The following is a 21,187-nucleotide window of genomic DNA, read 5'->3' on the forward strand; positions in this document are numbered from 1 at the left end:
GCAACTCAGGCCGGTCGCACGTCGTGCAATTGCCAGCTCATGCCAATCAGCCAATTCAGGCGCTGGCGCACGATGCTCATCGGAAGATCGGTAATGACATTCACCTCGGTATGCAGATCGACCAGCTTCGCGCTGACCTTGGCCGATGGATCAGTGACACCAAGGCGCTCATCGACCTGATCCGGATCGGGCTGCATCGCGCGCCAGCGTTGAAACAACGACGGAGTGCTCAGCGCGTCCTGCAACGCCGCGGCGAAATCGCCGGGACCTGCACCGTCATAGCTCAGCTCGGGCTGCGAACCTCGCGCATGCGCGAGATCCTGGATCTGCAAAAAATAGTGGCTGCGCTGGGTCATGGACTCTCCTTTTATCCCATTGCTTGTGAAGCACCGGCATTCAGTCCCGTCTTCCCTTTATATCCCTAGCGCCGCGCTATCCAGCAGACCGAACGCCTGCTCGGGTGACAACCCATGCGGCAGGATGCCCAGGCAAGGCGCGGGCAACAGCGCGCGCAAGGTGTCGATATTTTCCTCGATCGCGAGCATTTGCGGATCGATCCGGTTGCCGATCCAACCCACCAGCTTGCAACCGTCTGCCTTGATCGCCTCCGCCGTCAGCAATGCGTGACTAAGACAGCCCAAACGCAATCCCACCACCAACACGACCGGCAGTGCCAGCGTTTTGGCGATATCGGCCGCAAATAAGTCCGGCGCGAGCGGGACACGCCAACCGCCCACACCTTCGACGACGACCACGTCGTAACGCTTCCGCAAGTCATCGAATGCCGCGTGCACGGGCGACAAGGTAATCGTCACACCTTCGTGCGATGCGGCTAGATGCGGTGAAAGCGGTTCGCGCAAGGCGACGGGATTGATGTCGTCGTATGACGCGTGTGGCGTGCTGCTCGCCGCCTGCAACGCGAGCGCATCTTCGTTGCGCAAGCCTTCCGGTGTTTCGTCGCAACCGCTGGCGATCGGCTTCATGCCGCAAGCGCTTCGTCCGGTCGATCTGATCGCATGCAGCAACGCGCAGGCCGAATGGGTCTTGCCGATACCGGTATCGGTCCCGGCGATGAATACAGCACGTGTCATGCGGGTTTTGCCTTGGCTTTGCGCGACCAGCGACCGGTGATCCAGTACACCGCGGTCAACAGAACATAGATATAACCCGGCAAACCGGCGCCCGTACCGGATTCGGGGATCAGCAATGCCGTGACGAGGGAAAGCGCTGCGACCAACAAAGAGCCAACCAACGCGTACATCGTTTCGTGCGCCTCGATATTGTCGACGCGATCAAGCTGCGTGCGACGCAAACTGTGGTGATAGAGCAGCGCAAGACATGCAGCCATGCAGATATAGGCCGACGCGTAACAGATATACAGCGCTTTCAATTCGTGCACGCTGTCGATCGCCGGCTCGTTCGGCAACAACGTGTGCCCGAATGAGTAATAGATCGACGTGAACAACGACTGGAACAGCATGTTGAGCGGATAGACAAAGATCAGCGCGAAGAACACCAGCATCAGGCTGAGCGTGATGCTGACGCCATCGTGCGTGCGGAAGCGATCGCGCCAGCGCACGTGGCGATGCCAGAAAATAAGCAGCGTTGCGAAGCTGCACGCAAAACCGGGAATGCGATACAGGTCCAGCAACAAATCGTGCAGACTGTGCGGCGTCTCGGCCCCGGCAATCGCCAGCACGCTCACCGCAAAGGCAAATGCGGCGTCGAAAAAGCCGTCCAGCCGGTGCGCCTCGACGCGACCCGCGTGTCCTGCATCGTGCCGATCATTCATGATATGCGTGCTCCCCTTGTACCCGGACCCAAGACGTCCCATCTTGTTGTATCAGTCTGCAGCAATCGAGTCATTCCGTCATGTTTGAGATCAAGCACAACACCGCGGCGAACAAGTCCGAGCAGTATGCCGATCTGGCTGAACAGGCCCGGGGCATGCTGGCTGGCGAGCCCAGTCTGGTGGCGAACGCGGCCAATTTCTCGGCGCTGGTTTTCAACAGCCTGTCCGATCTTAATTGGGCGGGGTTTTATCTCTATGACGGCACCGAATTGGTGGTGGGACCGTTCCAGGGCAAACCTGCCTGCATTCGCATCGCGATCGGGCGAGGCGTGTGCGGTACTGCTGCGGAAACGCGCCAGACGCAGGTGATACGCGACGTGCACAGCTTCGACGGTCACATCGCGTGTGATGCGGCGTCGCAATCGGAAATCGTTGTGCCTTTGATCAAGGCCGACGGTACGTTGCTGGGTGTATGGGATGTCGACAGCCCTTCTGTTGCACGCTTCGACGAAGAGGATCGCGTTGGCATGGAAGCGCTTTGCAAGGTGTTCATGGAAGCCGTGGCCAACGTGGCTTAAAACCGCGAACAGAACCTCACGCGACAGGCCAATTTATACCGTCATTCCGGCGAAGGCCGGAATCCAGTGGCGACAACGTTTGGTGTGTATGAGCACGTCTGCGGCTTATGGACACTGGATTCCGGCCTTCGCCGGAATGACGAGCCAAGGCAACGTCATGGCATTCGGCTGCTTTTTGGCGGACCTTAATCACTGGGCCGCCCTTCGCCATGCAACATACGCATCACCGCCTCCCGCGCCGCTTCCACCCCGGTGCCCTCCGATGACGAAAAAATCTGCGCCGTGACAGGCGTGCTCGCATCCAGCTGCTTGCGCAGCGCCGCCAGCGCTTGCGCCGCCTGATTGCGCGAAAGCTTGTCGGCCTTGGTCAGCAATACGTGACAGGGCAATAGCGTCCCAAAGCAGAACTCCAGCATCGTCCGGTCGAATTCCTTGAGCGGATGACGGATGTCCACGATCAGCACCACGCCGCGCAGACTCTTTCGATCGTGCAGATAACGATCGATCTCCTGGCGCCAGTGCTCGCGCAGCTCTTCGGGCACCTTCGCGTAGCCATAGCCGGGAAGATCGATCAGACGTGTCGGCGCGGCCTGCGACATTTCGTCCTGCACGACACCTGGCAGCGAAAACGCGACCATCTGCTGGGTGCGACCGGGCGTTTTCGAGGTGCGCGCCAACGACTTGTGGCCCGTCAACGCATTCAATGCACTGGACTTTCCTGCATTGGAGCGGCCGGCGAACGCAACCTCGGCCCCCACATCGGCAGGCAACTGGTTGACGCGATGGGCGGCGAGCACGAATTGTGCGCCCTGCAGCGGATTGATCGACATAAGGTGTGGTTTGACCGGCTAAGATGACGTGGGGATAATTTCGAGGTTCTGCCAGTCACGGCACGCAGAGGGTGCGCGCTGTACATCCGTAGCAGTATTTCCTGGAGGCAAGTGTATGAGTTTTCGGCCCGCCGGTTTTCGGCCCGCTGTTGTGAATGCAGTAGCCCTGGTCTTCGCGCTCTCTGCCGGCGTGGTATTTGCGCAGAATGCCAAGGGTCAGGCGGCCCAGAAAACACCGGCTCCGGCCACCGCCTCCACCGCCGCCAAGCCAGCCGCTGCCAGCAGCGCCCCGGCCGCGGCCGCCCCTGCCGCTTCAGATCAAGACGTCATGGCGGCCAAACCCGGCGACGCCACGGCGGGTCAGGCCAAGGCTGCCGCCTGCGGCGCCTGCCACGGTCCGGACGGCAACTCGACCGACGGGCAGTATCCGAAGCTGGCGGGCCAGCACGAGATGTACATCGCCCATCAGTTGAACAACTTCAAATCCGGTGCGCGCCAGAACGCCATCATGCAGGGTATGGCCACACCGCTCTCGGTGCAGGACATGCATGACATCGGCGCTTACTTCGCCAGCAAGCAGTCGCTTCCCGGCGTGGCCGACGAATCGCTGGTCGCGCAGGGCCAGAAGCTCTACCGCGAAGGCGATACCGCACGCGGCATTCCCGCCTGCATGGCCTGTCATAGCATCGACGGCCGCGGCAACCCGGGTGCGATGTATCCGCAGCTCACCAGCCAGCACGCGCAGTACATCGAAGCCAAGCTGAAAGATTTCCACGACGGCGTGACGTGGGGCACCGAAGCGCATGCGCAGATCATGCCGCTGATCGCCAAGAAGCTCGATCCGCAGGACATCTCCGCCGTGGCCACGTACATCGAAGGCTTGCACGTGGCGGACAAGTCCGCGCCGGTATCCGCCTCGCCGTAACTTTTCGTTTGCGTTGTTGTCCCAGATTTTCTTGCATCACCCCCTTTGAGGCCCGCCATGTTGAAGCGTTTGTCTTTCCTTTGTGTCGCGCTGCTTGCGCTGACTGCCTGCGGTCATAACGGCAGCTCCGATAACAGCGCAGCTCCGACACCCGCGCCCGCTCAGACAGCGCCAGCCGCTCCGGCCTCGGCAGCGAAGCCTGTCGCGTCCGCCAGCACACCGGCACCTGCTTCCACCGCTGCAGCCGCCAGTACCGCTGCGGCGCCGGCAACCGCCAGCACGGCCGCGCAAAAACCGGCTGCGCCGTCGGCACCGGCCGAACCGTTCGTCGATAACGGCAAGTGGGTGGAAGGCAAGAACTACTTCACCATCGAACCGGCACAGCCCACCGGCATTCCCGACAAGATCGTCGTGACCGAAGCGTTCTCCTACGCCTGCCCGGCCTGCAACGCGTTCCACACCACGGCCGATCAGCTGGCGCAGAACCTGCCGTCGAATGCGGTGATGACCTATCTGCCGGTGTCGTTCCGTCCGGACGAAAACTTCCCGCTATTCCAGCGCGCCTACTTCGCTGCCAAGGCACTGGGCGTGGCGGACAAAACCTACGATGCGATGTTTGATGCCGTGTGGAAAACCGGCGAGCTCGCCTCCGACGACCTGACCACCGGCCGTCCGAAGCCGCAATCGGCATGGCCCACCATTGACGACATCGGCAAGTTCTACGCCAAGTACGGCGTGGACCCGAAGCAATTCGTCGCGGTCGCCAACTCCTTCAGCATCAACACGCAAATGAAGCGTGCAGACGACATGGTCAAGGCGTATGGCGTGGATGGCACGCCGACGATCATCGTCAACGGCAAATATCGCTTCACACCGGGTGACGCAGGTGGTTATCCGCAATCGATCGAGCTGACCAAATGGCTCATCGCCAAAGAAGCCGCCGGCAAGTAAGTTGAAAGATCCAGGCGCCCGGTTTACCGGGCGCTTTTTGTTTGACGTCGCCCGTGTTTGGCGACATGACATTCGCGGCAACCCATTTGTCGCTATTGCGCAGGAAGAACCATGTACACGACCGCCCGATTCCGTTGGACCACTTTGTTTTTCGGCTTGCTGCTGACCAGCGCCTGCAACGCTGCGAGCCCTGATGCATCAACCTCTGCGCCGACCTACACGGATGGCAACGAATATGTGACCTTGGCGCCACCTTACCAACGTATGAGCAACGCCGGCAAAGTCGAGGTGGTAGAGGTGTTCTCCTACGCGTGCATCCATTGCGCCGAGTTCTCGCCCTACGCCGACGCGTTGCGCAAGTCGCTGCCCCCGGGCGTGGTTTTCAAGCTTGTACCCGCTCCGTTTAATGACACATGGGTACCGTTCGCACGCGCGTACTACGCCGCGAAAAAACTCGGCGTTGTGGAAAAGACGCACGACGCACTCTTCAAGGCCAAGTTCACCGATCAATATCCGATCAATTCTCCCGGTGAGATCGCCAACTTCTACGCCAGCCAGGGCGTAGACAAAGCAAAGTTCGTGAGCATTGAAAACTCACCGGAAGTGGACGCGCAGATCAAGAGCGATCTCGCACTGATCCAGGCATGGGGCGTCGACGGAACACCGACCATCGTTGTGGATGGCAAGTACCGTACCGCCAACGTCGGGACCTTCCCCAACCTCGTCGCTCTGACGAAGTGGCTGGTGCAGAAAGAATTGAACGAAAAGGGCAAATAAATTAGAGAGTGCGACCATTCACACCCGCCGCACCCTAAGCATGTAACGTTGTACCAATGACCCGCGCTGCATCCCCCGCCAAGCAAAGGCTGCGCCTGCTGAGCTGTAACATTCTCGCAGGCGCCAGCGTGCAACGTTATCGGCAGTACGTCACGCGCAGCATCAACGCGGTGCTGCCCGGCCGCAGCAAGCTCGACAACCTTGATCGCCTGGCCGAGCTGTTACCGCAATTCGATGTCATTGGTCTGCAGGAAGCCGACGCAGGCAGTCTGCGTTCGGGCTTTCTCAACCAGACGCGCTATCTCGCCGAAACGTCGGGCATGCCGTTCTGGAGTCATCAACCGAACCGTCCGGTGGCGCAGCTTTCGCACACGGCAAACGGACTGATCTGCCGGCTCGAACCGCATGCTGTGATCGATTACCCGCTACCGAGCCGCATTCCAGGACGCGGCGCGCTGCTCGCACGATTCGGTGATGACACGCATGGGCTCGCGGTAATGATTGCGCACCTCTCACTCAGCGCCCAAGCGCGTGCGAAGCAACTCGGATTTATCGCCGAAGTGCTGCAGGATCATCCGCACGCCGTGCTGATGGGCGATCTCAACACCGATGCGCATAGCCCCGAAATGCGGCACTTGTTTGCACACTCGACACTGCAACCACCAGAGAATCCTGTGCCCACGTTTCCCAGCTGGAAACCGCGGCGGGCGCTGGATCACATCCTGGTCTCTCCGGACATCCAGGTCGAAAAAGTCTGGACGCTGCCGCAAGCTTTCTCCGATCATCTGGCGCTTGCTGCAGAAATCCAGCTACCCGCCTCCTTTGCCCAGCGACAACTTCGATGACAGCCAAACGAACCATCCACGCACTTCTGCCATGGCTCATGCTGGTGGTGATCGGACTTGCTTCGGCATGGCTGCGCTATCGGTTTATCGAGCCGGCTGCACTGGCGCATATGTGTGACGAGGGCAATGCGCACATCCCTGCCTCATGCGGTTTTCGTCATGCCGTAGTGATTGGATTCAATACGTACAGCTTTGGCATCGCCGCGCTTGTCGTGATGGCAGTTGCGCTGGTGTCGAAGAATCGCTTTGTCGCGTGGCTTGCTGCAGCGCTCGGCCTGTTCGCCATAATCATCTACTGCTATTACGCTGGCGCCATCGCGTTGCTCGTGGGTTGTCTACGCTTCCTGCGGCTGCAGGCGAATCGCATGGCGACATCCGTTGACCCATACCGGCACGGCGATCGCAACGTTCAAACCCAGCCATAACCAAGACACGTAGTTCATTCCCACTTCCACGACGACGGGCACGATCGCCAACGCGGGACCGGCGCAGGCAAGAAAGCGTTGCTCGATAGATGGCATTTTTTCTTCGAGCGTCAGCAATCCGAACAGGGCGTAGCCGATGCACGGCAACGCGAACAAACCGATCGGAAAATCCATGTAGCGGCCGTCGAACGCCATCAGGATGTCGTAGAGCACCAGGCCGAACAGCGCGACGAAGCGCCACCACGACGCGGGTTCGGAATGATCGTAGCGATCCGCCAGATGCGCCGCGATACGACGCCCCAGCGCAAGCGCCACCATCAACGCCAACGCCAGGCTCACCGAAGACAGCACCCATTCCCATAGCGGACCGCAGGCGTACATCATCTTTCGCACTTGCCACGCAATGGCTGCGCCTGCTGCCACGCCCGACAGGAACGATGCAAACCAGCCACGCCAGCTGTGCCACGTGCGGCCGACGCCACCGACGACCATAAACAGTACCGCGCCAATGCCGGACGCCACCCAGCCCCACCACCAATGCGGCTCTTCCGTCACCGGTCCGAGCATCGCAAATTTCGGATTTGCATCGGAATCGAAAATGCCCCAATAACCGCCGACGGTGCCTTCCAGCGCACGCTTCCACGGTTGATCGAATGTCTCGATCACGTTGTAGGGCATGTGCACGGTCGCCGCGTAGTTGACGAACTCACGCAGATAGCGCGCCTCGTTGACGAGGCTTGGTTCGGCGGTGCGGCGCAGGCGGCCGGCACTCGGCCAACCCGTCTCGCCGATCATCAGCTGCTTGCCGGGAAACGCGTGCTGCAAGCGTGTGTAGATGCTCTCGACGTACGGCACGGCATCCTTCGCAGCAACCGGTTTGTCTTCCCAATACGGCAGGATGTGGATGGTGATGAAGTCCACCGAGTTCGCCATTTGCGGATACTGCAGCCAGCGTTCCCACACATCGGCGTAGGTAATCGGAATGTCGGACGGCGTCGCCGCACGAACGGTCTGGATGTAGGTCGCCAGATTCTTCGGCGACACCTCGCCACGCAGCAGCACTTCATTGCCGACGACGATGCCGCGTATCGTCTTCGGATTCGCATTGGCCGTCGCGATACCCGTCGCTATTTCCCGCTCGTTCTGCTTGCTGACGCTGCTGATCCAGATGCCCATCAACACTTGCATGTGATAGCGCGCAGCAATCGCCGGCACCGCACTCAATCCATTGCTTTGCGAATAGGTCCGCACGCAATCGAAGCGTTGCGAGAGCGCACGCAGATCTTCATCGATGCGTTCCGGCGTGATGACGAACCTGGTATTCAGCGGCGACTCGCCCACCTTGCGGAACGGCGCGTACGACACGCAGGCAATGCGCGCCGACGGCGCATCCTGCAGGCTCACCGGCTGCCCGACGCTCCACCACCAGATCACGCCGGTCAACGCGGCAGCCACCAGCAGCAACCAGGCGAAGCCGAAAGCAACAGCGTTATTGGAAGGTTGCGGCATGGGTTATCCGTCGGTGCGTTGTGCTCCAAACGCGGAAGCTTAGCAGCCTGATCGCCATCGGCACGCTCACTGGTTCTCGACGAAATGCATGGAAAGCTTACGACTCGTTCAGGGCGCCGCCAAACCATCCATTACACTTTGCCGGGATTGCCCGCAGGAGTTTCCATGGCCCCGCAAGCCGTAACGCGTCTTGGCCGCCGTCTGTTGATCGTGATCGCCAGCTGCATGCTGGCCGCTCCGATCGCCGCGCAGACGGACACCGCAACCCTCGAATCGCAACGTGCGGCGTTCAAACAAGCTTATGCCGCGGCAAGTCAGGGCGGTGACAGCTGGCGCTCGCTGGCGAGCGGATTGCAGGATTATCCGCTGTATCCCTACCTCGAAGCCGCGTCGCTGGAGCACGACATCCAGCAAGCCGACCGGCCCACGGTCGAGGCGTACCTCAAGCAGAATCCGGATCTGATCCCAGCCGATGACCTGCGTCGTAACTTTTTGGCGGAACTGGCGCGGCGTCAGGACTGGACCGACTTTCAGGCGATGTATCAACCCGGCCTTGGCGATGCGCTGACCTGCGACGCGTTGCAGGCGAAGCTGGCCGGGAGTGTCGCGCTCGATTTCAACAAAGATCTTGCAGGACTTTGGTCGGAGGCGTCGCTGCCGTCCGCCTGCGATCCCGTCTTGCAAGCCGCCCATGACCAAGGGCTGCTGACACCGGCGCGGCTATGGGCGCGTATCGATCTGGCTGCCGATGCGGGTAAAGGCAACACCATTTCGGCCCTGGCGCCATGGCTGCCCGATGGCGATGCCAATGAAGCGCAGCGTCTGGCGCAGGCACTGAACGATCCCGCCAGCGCTGTTCGTGCCGCGGGAACATGGCCCGATACACCGCGCTCACGACAGGCCGCCACGCTTGCACTGGTACGTCTGGCACGCCGCCAATCGGATACGGCCGACGACGCATGGCAGAGCCTGCAAGGTCATTTCCAGTTCACCCCCACGCAACGCAACAACATTCTCAATGCACTGGCCGTGTTTCACGCCACCGATTACGACGCCAATGCATTACAGCGCCTGATCGACCTGCCCGCTTCGGCGCAAACCGATACCAGCCGCGAATGGCGCGTGCGCGTTGCGCTGGCAGCACAGAACTGGAGCGCGGTGCTGGCAGCCATCGAGGCGATGCCTCCGTCACAGCGACAGGATGACGAGTGGCAGTATTTCCGCGCGCGTGCACTGAGCCAGCTCGGCCGATCGGACGAAGCGCAACGCGCTTACAACAGCGTGGCTATGCAATCGAGCTACTTCGGCTATCTCGCCGCAGATCATCAGAACACGTCTTATTCCATCTGCTCCGTGCAACCGGCGGGCAGTCAACAAGGCGAGCAGGACGTGCTGGCGATCCCTGGTATCCGCCGCGCGTTCGAACTGTTTGCCGTGGACATGCTCAATCCCGCGCGGCGCGAGTGGAACAGAGCGCTTGCCAACGCCGATGCGCAGACCATTCGACAGGCCGTCGTCCTCGCCGACCAGCGCGGCTGGTACGACCGCGCCGTGTTCGCGTTCAACAACGGACAAGGCCTGCACTACTACACGCTGCGCTTTCCGTTGGGACGCCAGTACAACCTCGTGCAGCGGGCCGATCAGGCCGGCATCGATCCCTATTGGGCCTACGGCATTCTTCGCGTGGAAAGCGCCTGGATGTTCGACGCCCACAGCGGTGCCGATGCGCGCGGTCTGATGCAGCTCGTCCCCGGCAGCGCTGCAGAGGTGGCCCGCCGCAACGGGCTGCCGTGGAGCGGCGGCAACAGCCTTTTTGATCCGTCGGTGAACATCCAGCTTGGCACGCGTTATCTCGCGCAGATGGCAGACCGTTTCAACGGTTCGTTGTGGCTAGCCAGCGCCGCCTACAACGCGGGCGCAGCGCGTGCCAATCAATGGCTGGATCAGCGCAGCCAGCTGCCGCCCGACGTTTTCGTCGCCACGATTCCGTTCAAGGAAACCCGCGAATACGTGGCACGTGTGATGTACTACAGCGTGATCTATGATTGGCGATTGAATGGCAACGCGGCACCGATTTCCACACGCATGGCGCCGTTGAGTCAGGTGTATAGCCGTCCAACTGGTGAGCCGCAGCGCAAGATGATCACCTGCGCCACGCCACCAGAACCGGCATCGACCACAACGATTCCTGCACCACCCAGCTCTGCCCATTTGAGCCCGGCACCATCGAGAAGCAGCGCACCCGCCACGGAACCGGCGCATTGATTTAAGGCGCATTGATTTAAGGATTGCCGCCATGACAACGCAGCGTATCGTCCTCCTCGGCGGAACCGGGTTCGTCGGCAGCTATCTTGTGCCCAGGCTTGCAGCCGATGGGCATCACATCATCCTGCTTTCGCGCAATCGGGAATCGCGACGCTCGCTTGCGGTGCTGCCCGGCGTTTTCGTTCGAAGTGCCGATGTGTACGACGACAACGTGCTGCGCCAGCATTTCGATGGTGCCGATGCCGTCATCAATCTGATCGGCATTCTCAATCCCGGCGGCCGCCATACTTTCCAGCGCGCGCATACCGACATGGCACGTCGTGTCGTCAACGCCTGCAAAGTGGCCGGTGTAACGCGTCTGCATCAAATGAGTTCGCTTAAAGCCGGTCAAGGTCTGTCGAACTACCTGAAATCGCGCGGCGAAGCGGAAACGCTGGTCAGGGCATCGCCGTTGAACTGGACGATTTATCAGCCCAGCGTGATCTTCGGTGAAGGCGATGGTCTGGTCACGCGTTTCGCTGCATTGCTGCGCAAGATGCCTGCGTTGCCATTGGCACGCGCCAACTCACGGCTGGCGCCGACCTACGTCGGCGATGTCGCCGAAGCCATCGCGCGCTGCGTGGCGGACGACAAACTAGCCACGCGCCGCAGCCTCGAACTGTATGGACCGGAAGTGTTGACACTTGGCGAGATCGTGCGCGCCATTCGCGATGCGGCAGGGCTTCGTACGCCAATCATTCCTCTGCACGACAGCCTGGGGCGTCTGCAGGCACAAGTTGCTGGCATGCTGCCGGGCAAGCCGTTTTCGACGGATAACTTCCTTTCGCTGCGCACAGACTCGGTCGGCAAGGTCGATGGGTACGCAGCGCTAGGTATCGTGCCCCAGCCCTTCACGCCATGGTTGCCGTACCTCGTGCGTGGGTCGCACCGTCAAAACCGGCTCGACATCGCACGACAGACTTTCCGCCACCGTTGAATCCCCTTCCAAAGGACTCATACGCGTAGCGTGTCAGAATAGGTGCATGCGTACCTACCTCGTTGGCGGCGCCGTCCGCGACAGATTGCTTGGACGACCGGTGATCGATCACGATCACGTGGTGGTCGGCGCACGCCCCGAGGACATGCTGGCGTTGGGCTACAAACCCGTTGGCAAGGATTTTCCGGTCTTTCTGCATCCTCAATCCAACGAGGAATACGCGCTCGCCCGCACCGAGCGCAAAACAGGACACGGCTATCACGGCTTCGCGTTTCAGGCCGATCCCAGCGTGACGCTGGAAGAAGATCTGGCACGGCGTGACCTCACCATTAATGCGATTGCGCAAGACGAAGACGGGACGCTCGTCGATCCTTATGGTGGCGTGCGCGATCTCGAGCAACGCGTACTGCGACATGTCTCGCCAGCCTTCGTGGAAGATCCCGTGCGTCTTCTGCGCGTGGCGCGTTTCGCTGCGCGTTTTGCGCCGCTCGGCTTCACGGTCGCCGACGAAACAATGGCATTGCTGCAGCAGATGGTGCTCGCGGGCGAAGTCGATCATCTGGTACCCGAACGCGTATGGGCCGAAACGCAAAAGGCGTTGACGGAAGCACAGCCTTCCGCGTTTTTGCGCGTGCTACGCGAATCGGGCGCACTGGCCGTGTTGTTTCCGGAAATCGATGCGCTGTACGGCGTGCCGCAGCGCGCAGAGTTTCATCCGGAAATCGACACCGGCGTACATCTGGAAATGGTTCTTGATGCTGCCGCGAAACTGGCACCGGGCGACGACCTGGTCGGCTTTTGCGCACTCACCCACGATCTGGGCAAAGCGCTCACACCGGCCGAAGAGCTGCCTCGTCACGTCGGTCACGAACATCGCGGAGTGGCCCCTTTGCGCGCGCTGGCCCAGCGCCTGAAGGTGCCGACCGACTATGCCGAACTCGCCGAGCTGGTCTGCCGCGAGCATCTCAACGCGCACCGTGCGCTGGAGCTGAAACCCGCCACTGTGCTGAAGCTGCTGTTGTCGCTTGACGCCCTGCGCCGCCCGGAACGCCTGCAGACGTTCCTGGCCGCCTGCATGGCGGACAAGCGCGGCCGCCTTGGTCACGAGCAGGATGATTACCCGCAGGCCGCATGGCTGCGCTATGCGCGCGAGGCTGCGGCATCTGTCACGTCCGCCCCCTTTATCGCCGAGGGGCTACAGGGCCCGGCTGTGGGTGCCGCGATGGAGAAAGCCCGGATCCAGGTCATCGCAGAAGTGCGCCATAACAGCGAAGCTGGTAAATGAAACTATGTAACACTTGAGCGAGTCGGCGTATAAAGAGCGACTCGAAAAAGCAGCCACGTCATCATCAAGCTTGCATTTGACTGACGACATGGTGCAAACCCGTCTACGCTGTCCGCCCTGACCGGAGCACGTCTGTGCCACTGACCTTTTCCTCCCCGTCGCCCATGCGCGAACGTTTCCGCCCATTGTGGTGGTTCGCCATCGTTTACGTGTTGCTCGGGGCCGTCACACGTGTGGCGTTATTAGTGATGACCGGCAAAGGCGTACCGCCGAATCCGCTTTACTGGCTGGTCGCGTTCGGCGTGGGCCTGTGCTCGGACCTGATGACGTTTCTGTATGTGGCGTGGCCGCTGCTGCTGTTCTTGTGGATCGTGCCCTCACGGCGCCCGTTGATTTCCACGGCACGCCAGTGGGTCACCTATGTCGTCGCGATGGCGGCGCTTTATGCGCTCACTCTGTTGGTATTGCACCTCACCATCCACGCACAGGTGCACGATGTCTGGCCGGTGATCGCCGTATTCCTGTTCTTCCTGCCGTTGCCGGCGCTCTGTTACAACGCGCGCAGCGGCCAGCGCGGTTTGCGCACGCTTTGCCTGTTGTTGATTTTTGGCCTGCTTTTCGTCGCCGCCTCCGAACTGGTGTTCTGGGAAGAATTCGGCGTGCGATTCAACTTCATCGCGGTGGACTATCTGGTCTACACGACGGAAGTGGTCGACAACATTCGCGAGTCGTATCCGCTCGCCCGCTGGATCACGATCATGGCGATCGTCGCCATTGCCATCCTGCTGCTGTCTCGCGGCTACCTGCGCACGCGCGATAGCAATACGCGCTTCTGGCAGCGCACCAGGGTTGTGGCAGTCTGGTTTGTGCTGACGGTCGCGTCGTTGTTTCTCTTCAACAGCGCCAGTAAGGATGTCACCAGCAACACCTACGTCAACGAGGTGGCCGGCAATGGCATCTATCAGTTCTTCGGCGCCTTCCGCAGCAGCCATCTGGACTACGATCGCTTCTATCGCACGATTCCCATCGACGATGCATTCACCCGCGTGCATGCAATGCTGAAAACGCCCGATGCAACCTTTGTCAGCAACGATCCGCACGACATCACGCGCGAGATTCGCAACCCGGCGCCGGAAAAACACCTCAACGTCGTGCTGATCAGCGTGGAAAGCCTTTCGGCTGATTTCATCAAAGCGTTCGGGTCGAGCCACGGCGACATCACGCCCAATCTCGATGCATTGGCTGGACAAAGCGTTTTCTTCGATCACCTTTACGCCAACGGCACGCGCACGGTGCGTGGTCTTGAAGCGTTATCGATGTCGATTCCGCCGACGCCGGGCGACTCGATCCTCAAGCAGGCACACAACGAAGACATGCTGTCGCTCGGTCAGATTTTCGACCAGCACGGTTATATCTCGCAGTTTGTCTACGGTGGCTACGGCTACTTCGACAACATGAATTATTTCTTCAGCCATAACGGCTATCAGATCGTCGATCGCAGCTCGATCCCCAAGAGCATGCCGATTCATGGCCAGAATGTGTGGGGCGTGGCGGACGAAGATCTATACACCTTGGCGCTGAGCCAGATGGACGCGATCCATGCGCAGGGCAAGCCGTTCTTCCTGCACATCATGACCACATCGAACCACCGCCCCTTCACCTTCCCCGACGGGCGCGTGAAGCAGCGTAACGGCACGCGCGAAGGTGCCATCGCGTACACGGACTGGTCGATTGCCGATTTCATCAATCGCGCGCGTTCAAAACCGTATTTCGATGACACGGTGTTTGTGATTACCGCCGACCATTGCGCATCCAGCGCCGGCCGCAGCAGCGTGCCGATCGATCGCTATCACATCCCGTTGTGGATCTACGCACCGAAGCACTTTGCGCCCAAGCACGTCGAACAACAGATGGGCCAGCTGGACATTCCGACGACGCTGCTCGGCATGCTCGACTTCAGCTATCGCAGCCGCTTCTTCGGCCACGATGTGTTCCAGATTGCGCCCGAGCAGGAACGCGCTTTCCCGGCCACGTACGAGAAGCTGGGTTATCTGCACGGCAAGCGCCTGACCATTCTCGATCCGCAGCGCAAAACCGAACAGGTGTTCCCCAACTTTGACACGGGCGATGCCACACCGGTGCCCAGCGTCGATCAAAACGATGTGGACGATGCAACGGCGTCCTACCAAGTCGCCAGCTACCTGTTCAAACACGGGATGCTTGCACGCACCGCGGCCGATGCGACGCCTGTTGCACCAGCCACGTCCATCGCGCCCGCACCTCAACCGGCACCAGCCGCCAGCGCGGCGATTCAGCCACCCAGTCACTAAATCCTGCGCTTGTCAGGCGGCGGCAGGGTCGTCTGACTATCTTTTCGATTTCAAGGGCAGCAACGTTTCATAAAATGTCAGCGGTATGGCAACGCATCGCGCGCACGTGTTTCAAGGGACTTGAATGAGTTCGGAAAACATTCCATTTCGCCGTCTCTTCAGCGTGCTTTGTCTAATCTGGCTGCTGTTGAATATGCCCGTACTGCTTGGCCTGAAAGCCATGCCCTGGGATGCACTCGACGAGTTTTATCCCACCGTTTATTTCAACGTGCACCATCTTCGCCTTGGCGAAGCACCGTGGTGGAACCCCTATATCTATTCGGGTTATCCGCAAATTGCCGACCCGCAGGGGATGCTGTTTTCACCCCTGCTGATGTCATGGATGCTGCTACGTCAAGACCCCGGTACGACATGGTTCGCATGGGGCGTTCTGCTGCATGTCCTGATGGGTGGCACAGCCATACTCGGCATACTGCGACGCGATGGCATCAATGCATTGGGCGCACTAGTTGGCGCAACCGTGTTTATGGCCGGCGGCGTTGCGGCATCGCGCATGGAGCATACGCCCGATCTGATTGCCTACGCGTACGCGCCGGTCGTTCTGCTCGCGCTACGTTATTTCCTCGCTTCCCCCACATTTCTGCGTGGCATAGTGTTCGGCCTTGCAGCCGGCGCGATGGCCACGCAGCTCGTACAAATTTCCTATCTGGTAGCCCTGATGATCGCCACCTACGCGGTCATCGGTACGTTGCGGCATTGGCGCAGCTATACCACGACAGATCGTTGGCGCTGGTGTGCGGGGATGACGGCAGCGATTGTCTTCGCGCTCGCCCTGGCACTGCCGCAACTTGTATTCAGTTGGGCATATATGAGTATGTCCAACCGCGCTGTCATGGCGTTGAGGGATACATCGAACGCATCGCTGGATTGGCGTGCATTCCTCACCTTAGTGGACCCCAACGCGTTACATGCATTGCGTGGCAACTACAATGGCCCGGCGAGCGTCGTCGAGGCTTATCTCTTCATTGGCGTTCTGCCATTGTTGCTGATGGTCGGCATCAAAGATGCGTGGCGTGATTCTCGCCACAGGCGCCAACTGCTGTTCTTCGCTGCGGTGTTGTCGGTAGCCGGCTTGTACATGTGCGGAATCAATACGCCGTTCTATCCCTGGCTCTACAACTGGCTTCCGGGCGTTCAGCATTTTCGCCGCCCGACCGACGCAGCTTATCTGTTCAATTTCGCCTTAGCCGTATTGGCAGGATGCGCGGCAGCCCACATCAACCTGAAATCGCGTCGCCACGTAATAGTCTTGGTTGCGATCGCATCGTGCTGGTTAGCGCTGGCCAGTCTGCACATGCGCGATCAAGGGTTCCGCTGGCAATACGCTACCGTTGCCGCAGCGGGGTTTGGATTGCTTGCCCTTTGGCGGCTGAGCAAGCCAGGCACTCCGTGGCGCAGCACGCTATGGCTATTGGCGTTACTGGTCGTGGACTATCGATGCTTCAATTTGAATGGCCGCTTCAATGAACAGCATGATTCTGTTCGCGAGTTCGCTGCCAATCCGGCGGTACCTTTTCTTGAGCGCGCCTTACAGAACGACCATCCTGTGCTCCCTGCGCGCATTGAAACATTGAATACAAGCACCGAGTGGGACGATCAGGTGGCACTGCATGACATACCATCCACTCAGGGCTATAGCCCCGTGCGCTACGAGCTTTACGAGCAGTGGTATGGCGCGCGTGAAAGCAGCAACAGCCCCAGAGTCGACACACCTTTCAACCCTTCGCCCAATAGTGTGATGGGCAGACTCCTCGATGTGGAATATCTGGTTATAGGCCATCGAAAGGATCAACCACCCATCTCCGCGCCTACCAGCTTCGAACGCGTATTCGCTGGCAAGGATGACGATATCTGGCGTAACGATCTGGCGCTTCCACGCTTGCTGACACCCTCGTCCGTACGCTTGTTGGCGGCTGGTGAATCCCCGGATGTCACAGAATTCGGGGACAGCGATTTTCGTCAGGTTCTTTGGCTGACACCCCGCGATGAAGAGGATGCACGCGAAGACCATACCGCTGCATCGACATGCAACTCTGGCGTAGAACAAGCGATAGCCGTCAAGGCTAGTCTCACACAACTAACCATACGAACGCATAGCGCCTCCCCAGCATGGGTTGTCGTTAGCGATCTAGACTTTCCTGGATGGGAAGCCGACGTCGACGGTCAGGCTTTACCCATTCATCGTGCGAACGGCATGTTTCGGGCAGTGTGTGTCCCCGGTGGCGACCACGATGTGCACTTCACGTTCCATCCGTTCTCGATGGTGACTTACGCGTGGCGACATCAACATGCGTGAACTACAAGCGATCACCCTGATCGGCAGCCAGCAGCTCTTCCGGCACAGGTAACACGCTGAGCCCTCGCGCAAATAGCATGGCCTGGAAGCGTTCGCCCATCTGATCGGGCATGGTCAGCTTCTTCACTTGCTGCGCAAGGCGATAACGCTCGGCCTCGTTATCGGCACGCTCGTAAGTCTGTTCGAAGACCTGCTGCAATCCAGTGGCAATAAGGAACTGTGCCTGCGGTAAATAGGCCGCTACACCAAAGCCTGCGCTATTGCCCGCCTCCGCGAGCGCCGTGAAATCAACCGAAGCAGTGAGATCGTTAAGACCAGGCAAATACAACGGATCGTTGTGTGCGCGATGACGATAGTGCGCCATCAGCGTGCCGTCGTGACGCTCGGGCAGGTAGAACTCGCGGCGCACGTAGCCGTAGTCGATAAACAACATCACACCCGCTTCGAGTGTGCCGGCAATCGCCTGGATCCAGTACGGTAGTTGCGGCAGGATTTCCGAGCGATAGCCGTCTTCGAACTGGCGATCAAGGTCTCGCTCGACATGCCGCACCGCGCCTGTAACCAGTGCATCGGCGGGACGATCGACACGCACTAGACGACCGTAGCCATCCAGCGCGACATGTTCTTCGTAGACCTCCCCGTGACCGATGACGAAACGCGTCGTCGGCAATGCATCGATCACTTCGTTGGCGAACAGCACACCTTTCCAGTTTTCTTCGGGCGGGCGGTCGATCCACGCGACGCGCGCAACAACATCGGCGGACAGCGAGGCATGCAGCCGCTCGCACTGGCGATCGCGCAAGTCGGCGCTCGGTTCCAGAATCAAATACTGGCGCGGCAACGTGCCGTTCTCGGCGAAGGCGCGCAATGCCACCTCGGCGAAAATGCCGCTGCCGCCACCCAGTTCGAGAAAATCCGCGTCGTCACCGAGCACCGCGAGTGCCGGCTGCACAGCATTGACGACGCATCGTGCGAACAGTTCACCAAGCTCCGGCGCGGTGACGAAATCGCCCGCTTCGCCAAACTTGGTCTTGCCTGCGCTGTAGTAGCCCAGGCCCGGCGCGTACAGGCAACGCTCCATGTACTGCGCAAAGGACATGGGACCATGCGCGGCAATTTGTTCGCGCAGATGCTGCAACAGGCGGTCCGAATGCGCGCGTTCGTCTGCGGCGGGTTCCGGCAGGCGTGAGGTTTTCGAGGGATTCATGGATCAGACTGAAGCGTCAGCAGGTCGTGGCTTGAGCAGCCAGCGCACGGCAAGCACACCCAATTCGTAGAGCAGGCACATCGGAATGGCCAGCATGATCATGGAGGTAATGTCCGGCGGTGTGACCACGGCCGCCACGGCGAAAGCACCGACCATCGCGTAACGCCGGCCTTTGCGCAGTTTGTCCAGATCGACAATGCCTACTGCAGCGAGAATCACCACCGCAACAGGCACCTCGAAACACAGGCCGAAGGCGAAGAACATCAGCATCACGAAATCGAGGTAGTGCGTGATGTCCGTCATCATCTCCACGCCCTGCGGCGTCACTGCCGTCAGAAACCGGAACGCGGCGGGCAACACCAGAAAATACGCAAAGGCGCAGCCGATGTAGAAAAGGATCATGGCAGCGACCAACAACGGGCGCGCAAGACGCTTTTCGTGCTTGTACAAGCCGGGACTGACGAACGCCCACAGCTGATACAGAATCACCGGCATGCTGATGAACAGCGCGGTGTAGAACGCCAGCTTCAGCGGCGTGATAAAGGGACTTGCCACTTCCGTCGCGATGAGATGCGCGCCTTCGGGCAAACGCGACACGAGCGGAGCAGCCAGCCACGAATACAGGCGATTCGCAAACGGCACCAGCGCAGCAAGCACGACCACGACCGCGATGATCGCCTTGATCAGACGCGAACGCAGTTCAAGCAGATGCGAGAACAGGCCCTGCTGCAAATCCATCTCGGGCTCAGACGCTGCCATGCTCGGATTCCTTTGGCGCGTCGATCTGCGTGACTTCTTTCTTCGTTTCAGCAGCGGCCGTCTCGACCTGCTCGCGCGTCTGGCGCATGGTGCTGTTTACTTGGTTCTGCATGGCTTCCGCTTTGGCGGCAGCCTCGCGTGCAGTGCGCTTGAGATCTTCGATTTCCAGCTCGCGCTCGACCTCGGCGCGCACGCTGTCCCAGCCGGAACGCAGGCGGCGCACTAACGCACCCGCCGTGCGCGCCGCGTGCGGCAGCTTTTCCGGGCCGAGCACGATCAACGCGACCAGCGCCAGCAACATCAGCTTGCCGAGGCTGATCTCGATCATGACCGTGTCTCGTTTCGGCTGCCGTTATTTCGATTCGTTGGAATCGCGCTGGTTTTGCGTCGACTGAGTATTGCTCGGTGGCGGATCGGCCTGCAGTTTTTCCTGCGCCTTGCGCTTTTCTTCGTCCTCATCGCCCTGCATGGCTTTCTTGAAGCCACGCACAGCGTTGCCGAGGTCGGAACCGACGCGCGTGAGCTTGCCGGTGCCGAATATCAGCAGGATGACAACCAGAAGAATCAGCCAATGCCAAATGCTATCCAAACCCATGAGAACCTCGTTGCGGAGCTCTTTGCCGTCTGCGACCGCGGTTGCTGCCGCTGGCCTTCCGTATCAGTGAGCAGTGTACTCCTCCAGGGCGTCACGAAAGTTGACAACCGAGGCAGGAACGTTCGTCACGCCACCTTCGAAAATGCGCCGCGGGGTGATGCCCTGGCCGTAAACTGCCGCATTGGCGTCATAATCGATCTTCAGCACCGAGCCATCCAGCGCCACGCCGGCAAACAGGCCCCTGGCACGCGAGTACGAATAAATTTCGGCTTTCAACTGCTCATCGGTAGCGGCGGACGCAGTGCGGCCTACCGGGCCGGCAGCAGCCGAGGCATCCGCGCCGAGCGTGAATTTGCCGTTGACGACCGAATCCACGCCGCGCTGTGTGCGGAAGACCAGGATTACGTCGGTCTTGGATACGCCGATCTGGAACCCGACACTGCCGCCGCCGAACGAGATAAAGCTGGGATTGGACCATGTTCCATCCGGGTTCTTCACCGAGATAAGGCCTTCGCCACGACGTCCGCCAAAGACGAAGCCGACCTTCAGCACGTCGGGAATCACGGCGATGGCCTTGGCATCCTTGAGCAGATCGCCCGGGATGGATTTGTCCGGCGCCTGCTCGATTTCGTTGAGCACGCGGACCGCATTCTGCGCACGGGCCTGCGGGGTGTCGTCGTCGGCGTGCACCGCCAGCGGCAGCAAAAGTGCCAAAGCCAGGAACGAAATACGACGCAGCGATGTTTTGAACATGGGCAGCTCCGGTTTAGTCAAAAGAGTCT

20 protein-coding genes and 1 pseudogene are annotated in these 21,187 nt (G+C 60.2%); 11 read left to right on the plus strand and 10 right to left on the minus strand.

The window, feature by feature from the left end; all coding sequences use genetic code 11:
- Window positions 1–5: 5 nt before the first annotated feature.
- The 3 genes from EKH79_RS10325 to EKH79_RS10335 are packed head-to-tail and all read right to left on the minus strand — an operon-like array spanning window position 6 to window position 1,792.
- Entirely contained in the window at window positions 6–356 is a 351-nt protein-coding gene (locus EKH79_RS10325; RefSeq protein WP_126673696.1) for a hypothetical protein, read from the minus strand.
- A gap of 57 nt (window positions 357–413) precedes the next feature.
- Entirely contained in the window at window positions 414–1,091 is a 678-nt protein-coding gene (gene bioD / locus EKH79_RS10330; RefSeq protein ID WP_126673697.1) for a dethiobiotin synthase, read from the minus strand.
- On the minus strand, window positions 1,088–1,792 hold the full coding sequence (locus tag EKH79_RS10335; RefSeq protein WP_158621228.1) for a TMEM175 family protein: 705 nt from the start codon (window positions 1,790–1,792) through the stop codon (window positions 1,088–1,090). Before EKH79_RS10335 ends, bioD begins: the two co-directional genes overlap by 4 nt.
- Window positions 1,793–1,872: 80 nt before the next feature.
- On the opposite strand from EKH79_RS10335, the gene EKH79_RS10340 reads away from it, so the two are divergent.
- Complete coding sequence (locus tag EKH79_RS10340) at window positions 1,873–2,370, plus strand: GAF domain-containing protein (RefSeq protein ID WP_126673699.1); 498 nt, start codon at window positions 1,873–1,875, stop codon at window positions 2,368–2,370.
- 185 nt (window positions 2,371–2,555) lie between these two features.
- On the opposite strand, the gene yihA is transcribed toward EKH79_RS10340, so the two are convergent.
- The gene (yihA, locus tag EKH79_RS10345; protein ID WP_126673700.1) at window positions 2,556–3,200 is read right to left on the minus strand and encodes a ribosome biogenesis GTP-binding protein YihA/YsxC; all 645 of its coding nucleotides are present in this window, start codon (window positions 3,198–3,200) and stop codon (window positions 2,556–2,558) included.
- Window positions 3,201–3,315: 115 nt separating this feature from the next.
- Here yihA and EKH79_RS10350 point away from each other — a divergent pair, with 115 nt between their 5' ends.
- From EKH79_RS10350 to EKH79_RS10370, 5 genes are all read left to right on the plus strand, one after another.
- On the plus strand, window positions 3,316–4,125 hold the full coding sequence (locus tag EKH79_RS10350) for a c-type cytochrome (RefSeq protein ID WP_126673701.1): 810 nt from the start codon (window positions 3,316–3,318) through the stop codon (window positions 4,123–4,125).
- Window positions 4,126–4,182: 57 nt separating this feature from the next.
- Window positions 4,183–5,076, plus strand: coding sequence for a thiol:disulfide interchange protein DsbA/DsbL (locus EKH79_RS10355; protein ID WP_126673702.1), 894 nt, complete (start codon window positions 4,183–4,185; stop codon window positions 5,074–5,076).
- A gap of 111 nt (window positions 5,077–5,187) precedes the next feature.
- Complete coding sequence (locus tag EKH79_RS10360; RefSeq protein WP_126673703.1) at window positions 5,188–5,853, plus strand: thiol:disulfide interchange protein DsbA/DsbL; 666 nt, start codon at window positions 5,188–5,190, stop codon at window positions 5,851–5,853.
- Window positions 5,854–5,909: 56 nt separating this feature from the next.
- Window positions 5,910–6,698, plus strand: coding sequence for an endonuclease/exonuclease/phosphatase family protein (locus tag EKH79_RS10365; protein WP_126673704.1), 789 nt, complete (start codon window positions 5,910–5,912; stop codon window positions 6,696–6,698).
- Window positions 6,695–7,123, plus strand: coding sequence for a hypothetical protein (locus EKH79_RS10370; RefSeq protein WP_126673705.1), 429 nt, complete (start codon window positions 6,695–6,697; stop codon window positions 7,121–7,123). The genes EKH79_RS10365 and EKH79_RS10370 overlap by 4 nt, the downstream gene beginning before the upstream one ends.
- On the opposite strand, the gene EKH79_RS10375 is transcribed toward EKH79_RS10370, so the two are convergent.
- Window positions 7,034–8,632, minus strand: coding sequence for a glycoside hydrolase family 17 protein (locus EKH79_RS10375; RefSeq protein WP_126673706.1), 1,599 nt, complete (start codon window positions 8,630–8,632; stop codon window positions 7,034–7,036). The genes EKH79_RS10370 and EKH79_RS10375 overlap by 90 nt on opposite strands.
- Window positions 8,633–8,797: 165 nt before the next feature.
- Between EKH79_RS10375 and EKH79_RS10380 the strand changes: the two genes are divergently transcribed.
- The 5 genes from EKH79_RS10380 (at window position 8,798) to EKH79_RS10400 (ending at window position 17,844) form a co-directional block, all read left to right on the plus strand.
- A complete protein-coding gene (locus tag EKH79_RS10380) occupies window positions 8,798–10,897 on the plus strand; it encodes a transglycosylase SLT domain-containing protein (protein WP_126673707.1) in 2,100 nt (699 codons plus the stop codon).
- Between the two features lie 31 nt (window positions 10,898–10,928).
- Window positions 10,929–11,873: a complex I NDUFA9 subunit family protein gene (locus EKH79_RS10385; protein WP_126673708.1), complete on the plus strand. Its 945-nt coding sequence runs from the start codon at window positions 10,929–10,931 to the stop codon at window positions 11,871–11,873.
- 46 nt (window positions 11,874–11,919) lie between these two features.
- Complete coding sequence (locus EKH79_RS10390) at window positions 11,920–13,158, plus strand: multifunctional CCA addition/repair protein (RefSeq protein WP_126673709.1); 1,239 nt, start codon at window positions 11,920–11,922, stop codon at window positions 13,156–13,158.
- A gap of 164 nt (window positions 13,159–13,322) precedes the next feature.
- Entirely contained in the window at window positions 13,323–15,488 is a 2,166-nt protein-coding gene (locus tag EKH79_RS10395) for an LTA synthase family protein (RefSeq protein WP_126673883.1), read from the plus strand.
- A gap of 124 nt (window positions 15,489–15,612) precedes the next feature.
- On the plus strand, window positions 15,613–17,844 hold the full coding sequence (locus EKH79_RS10400) for a glycosyltransferase family protein (RefSeq protein WP_126673710.1): 2,232 nt from the start codon (window positions 15,613–15,615) through the stop codon (window positions 17,842–17,844).
- Window position 17,845: 1 nt separating this feature from the next.
- On the opposite strand, the gene EKH79_RS10405 is transcribed toward EKH79_RS10400, so the two are convergent.
- From EKH79_RS10405 to EKH79_RS10425, 5 genes and pseudogenes are all read right to left on the minus strand, one after another.
- Window positions 17,846–19,051: a class I SAM-dependent methyltransferase gene (locus EKH79_RS10405; RefSeq protein ID WP_126673711.1), complete on the minus strand. Its 1,206-nt coding sequence runs from the start codon at window positions 19,049–19,051 to the stop codon at window positions 17,846–17,848.
- 3 nt (window positions 19,052–19,054) lie between these two features.
- Window positions 19,055–19,810 (minus strand): twin-arginine translocase subunit TatC, encoded by a 756-nt coding sequence (gene tatC / locus EKH79_RS10410; RefSeq protein WP_126673712.1) that lies wholly within the window; start codon window positions 19,808–19,810, stop codon window positions 19,055–19,057.
- 141 nt (window positions 19,811–19,951) lie between these two features.
- Window positions 19,952–20,138 (minus strand): annotated as a pseudogene (tatB, locus tag EKH79_RS19200) (Sec-independent protein translocase protein TatB); the annotation flags it as partial.
- A gap of 24 nt (window positions 20,139–20,162) precedes the next feature.
- On the minus strand, window positions 20,163–20,405 hold the full coding sequence (gene tatA / locus EKH79_RS10420) for a Sec-independent protein translocase subunit TatA (protein ID WP_126673714.1): 243 nt from the start codon (window positions 20,403–20,405) through the stop codon (window positions 20,163–20,165).
- Window positions 20,406–20,468: 63 nt separating this feature from the next.
- A complete protein-coding gene (locus EKH79_RS10425; RefSeq protein ID WP_126673715.1) occupies window positions 20,469–21,158 on the minus strand; it encodes a lipid-binding SYLF domain-containing protein in 690 nt (229 codons plus the stop codon).
- Window positions 21,159–21,187 lie beyond the last annotated feature (29 nt).

This window comes from Dyella dinghuensis (assembly GCF_003977615.1).
Taxonomy (GTDB): domain Bacteria; phylum Pseudomonadota; class Gammaproteobacteria; order Xanthomonadales; family Rhodanobacteraceae; genus Dyella_B; species Dyella_B dinghuensis.

What these genes read in the sequence shown, in the direction of transcription:
- EKH79_RS10325 (WP_126673696.1), bottom strand. Translation starts at nt 356, where the DNA reads ATGACCCAGCGCAGCCACTATTTTTTGCAGATCCAGGATCTCGCGCAT.
- bioD (WP_126673697.1), bottom strand. Translation starts at nt 1,091, where the DNA reads ATGACACGTGCTGTATTCATCGCCGGGACCGATACCGGTATCGGCAAG.
- EKH79_RS10335 (WP_158621228.1), bottom strand. Translation starts at nt 1,792, where the DNA reads ATGAATGATCGGCACGATGCAGGACACGCGGGTCGCGTCGAGGCGCAC.
- EKH79_RS10340 (WP_126673699.1), top strand. Translation starts at nt 1,873, where the DNA reads ATGTTTGAGATCAAGCACAACACCGCGGCGAACAAGTCCGAGCAGTAT.
- yihA (WP_126673700.1), bottom strand. Translation starts at nt 3,200, where the DNA reads ATGTCGATCAATCCGCTGCAGGGCGCACAATTCGTGCTCGCCGCCCAT.
- EKH79_RS10350 (WP_126673701.1), top strand. Translation starts at nt 3,316, where the DNA reads ATGAGTTTTCGGCCCGCCGGTTTTCGGCCCGCTGTTGTGAATGCAGTA.
- EKH79_RS10355 (WP_126673702.1), top strand. Translation starts at nt 4,183, where the DNA reads ATGTTGAAGCGTTTGTCTTTCCTTTGTGTCGCGCTGCTTGCGCTGACT.
- EKH79_RS10360 (WP_126673703.1), top strand. Translation starts at nt 5,188, where the DNA reads ATGTACACGACCGCCCGATTCCGTTGGACCACTTTGTTTTTCGGCTTG.
- EKH79_RS10365 (WP_126673704.1), top strand. Translation starts at nt 5,910, where the DNA reads ATGACCCGCGCTGCATCCCCCGCCAAGCAAAGGCTGCGCCTGCTGAGC.
- EKH79_RS10370 (WP_126673705.1), top strand. Translation starts at nt 6,695, where the DNA reads ATGACAGCCAAACGAACCATCCACGCACTTCTGCCATGGCTCATGCTG.
- EKH79_RS10375 (WP_126673706.1), bottom strand. Translation starts at nt 8,632, where the DNA reads ATGCCGCAACCTTCCAATAACGCTGTTGCTTTCGGCTTCGCCTGGTTG.
- EKH79_RS10380 (WP_126673707.1), top strand. Translation starts at nt 8,798, where the DNA reads ATGGCCCCGCAAGCCGTAACGCGTCTTGGCCGCCGTCTGTTGATCGTG.
- EKH79_RS10385 (WP_126673708.1), top strand. Translation starts at nt 10,929, where the DNA reads ATGACAACGCAGCGTATCGTCCTCCTCGGCGGAACCGGGTTCGTCGGC.
- EKH79_RS10390 (WP_126673709.1), top strand. Translation starts at nt 11,920, where the DNA reads ATGCGTACCTACCTCGTTGGCGGCGCCGTCCGCGACAGATTGCTTGGA.
- EKH79_RS10395 (WP_126673883.1), top strand. Translation starts at nt 13,323, where the DNA reads ATGCGCGAACGTTTCCGCCCATTGTGGTGGTTCGCCATCGTTTACGTG.
- EKH79_RS10400 (WP_126673710.1), top strand. Translation starts at nt 15,613, where the DNA reads ATGAGTTCGGAAAACATTCCATTTCGCCGTCTCTTCAGCGTGCTTTGT.
- EKH79_RS10405 (WP_126673711.1), bottom strand. Translation starts at nt 19,051, where the DNA reads ATGAATCCCTCGAAAACCTCACGCCTGCCGGAACCCGCCGCAGACGAA.
- tatC (WP_126673712.1), bottom strand. Translation starts at nt 19,810, where the DNA reads ATGGCAGCGTCTGAGCCCGAGATGGATTTGCAGCAGGGCCTGTTCTCG.
- tatA (WP_126673714.1), bottom strand. Translation starts at nt 20,405, where the DNA reads ATGGGTTTGGATAGCATTTGGCATTGGCTGATTCTTCTGGTTGTCATC.
- EKH79_RS10425 (WP_126673715.1), bottom strand. Translation starts at nt 21,158, where the DNA reads ATGTTCAAAACATCGCTGCGTCGTATTTCGTTCCTGGCTTTGGCACTT.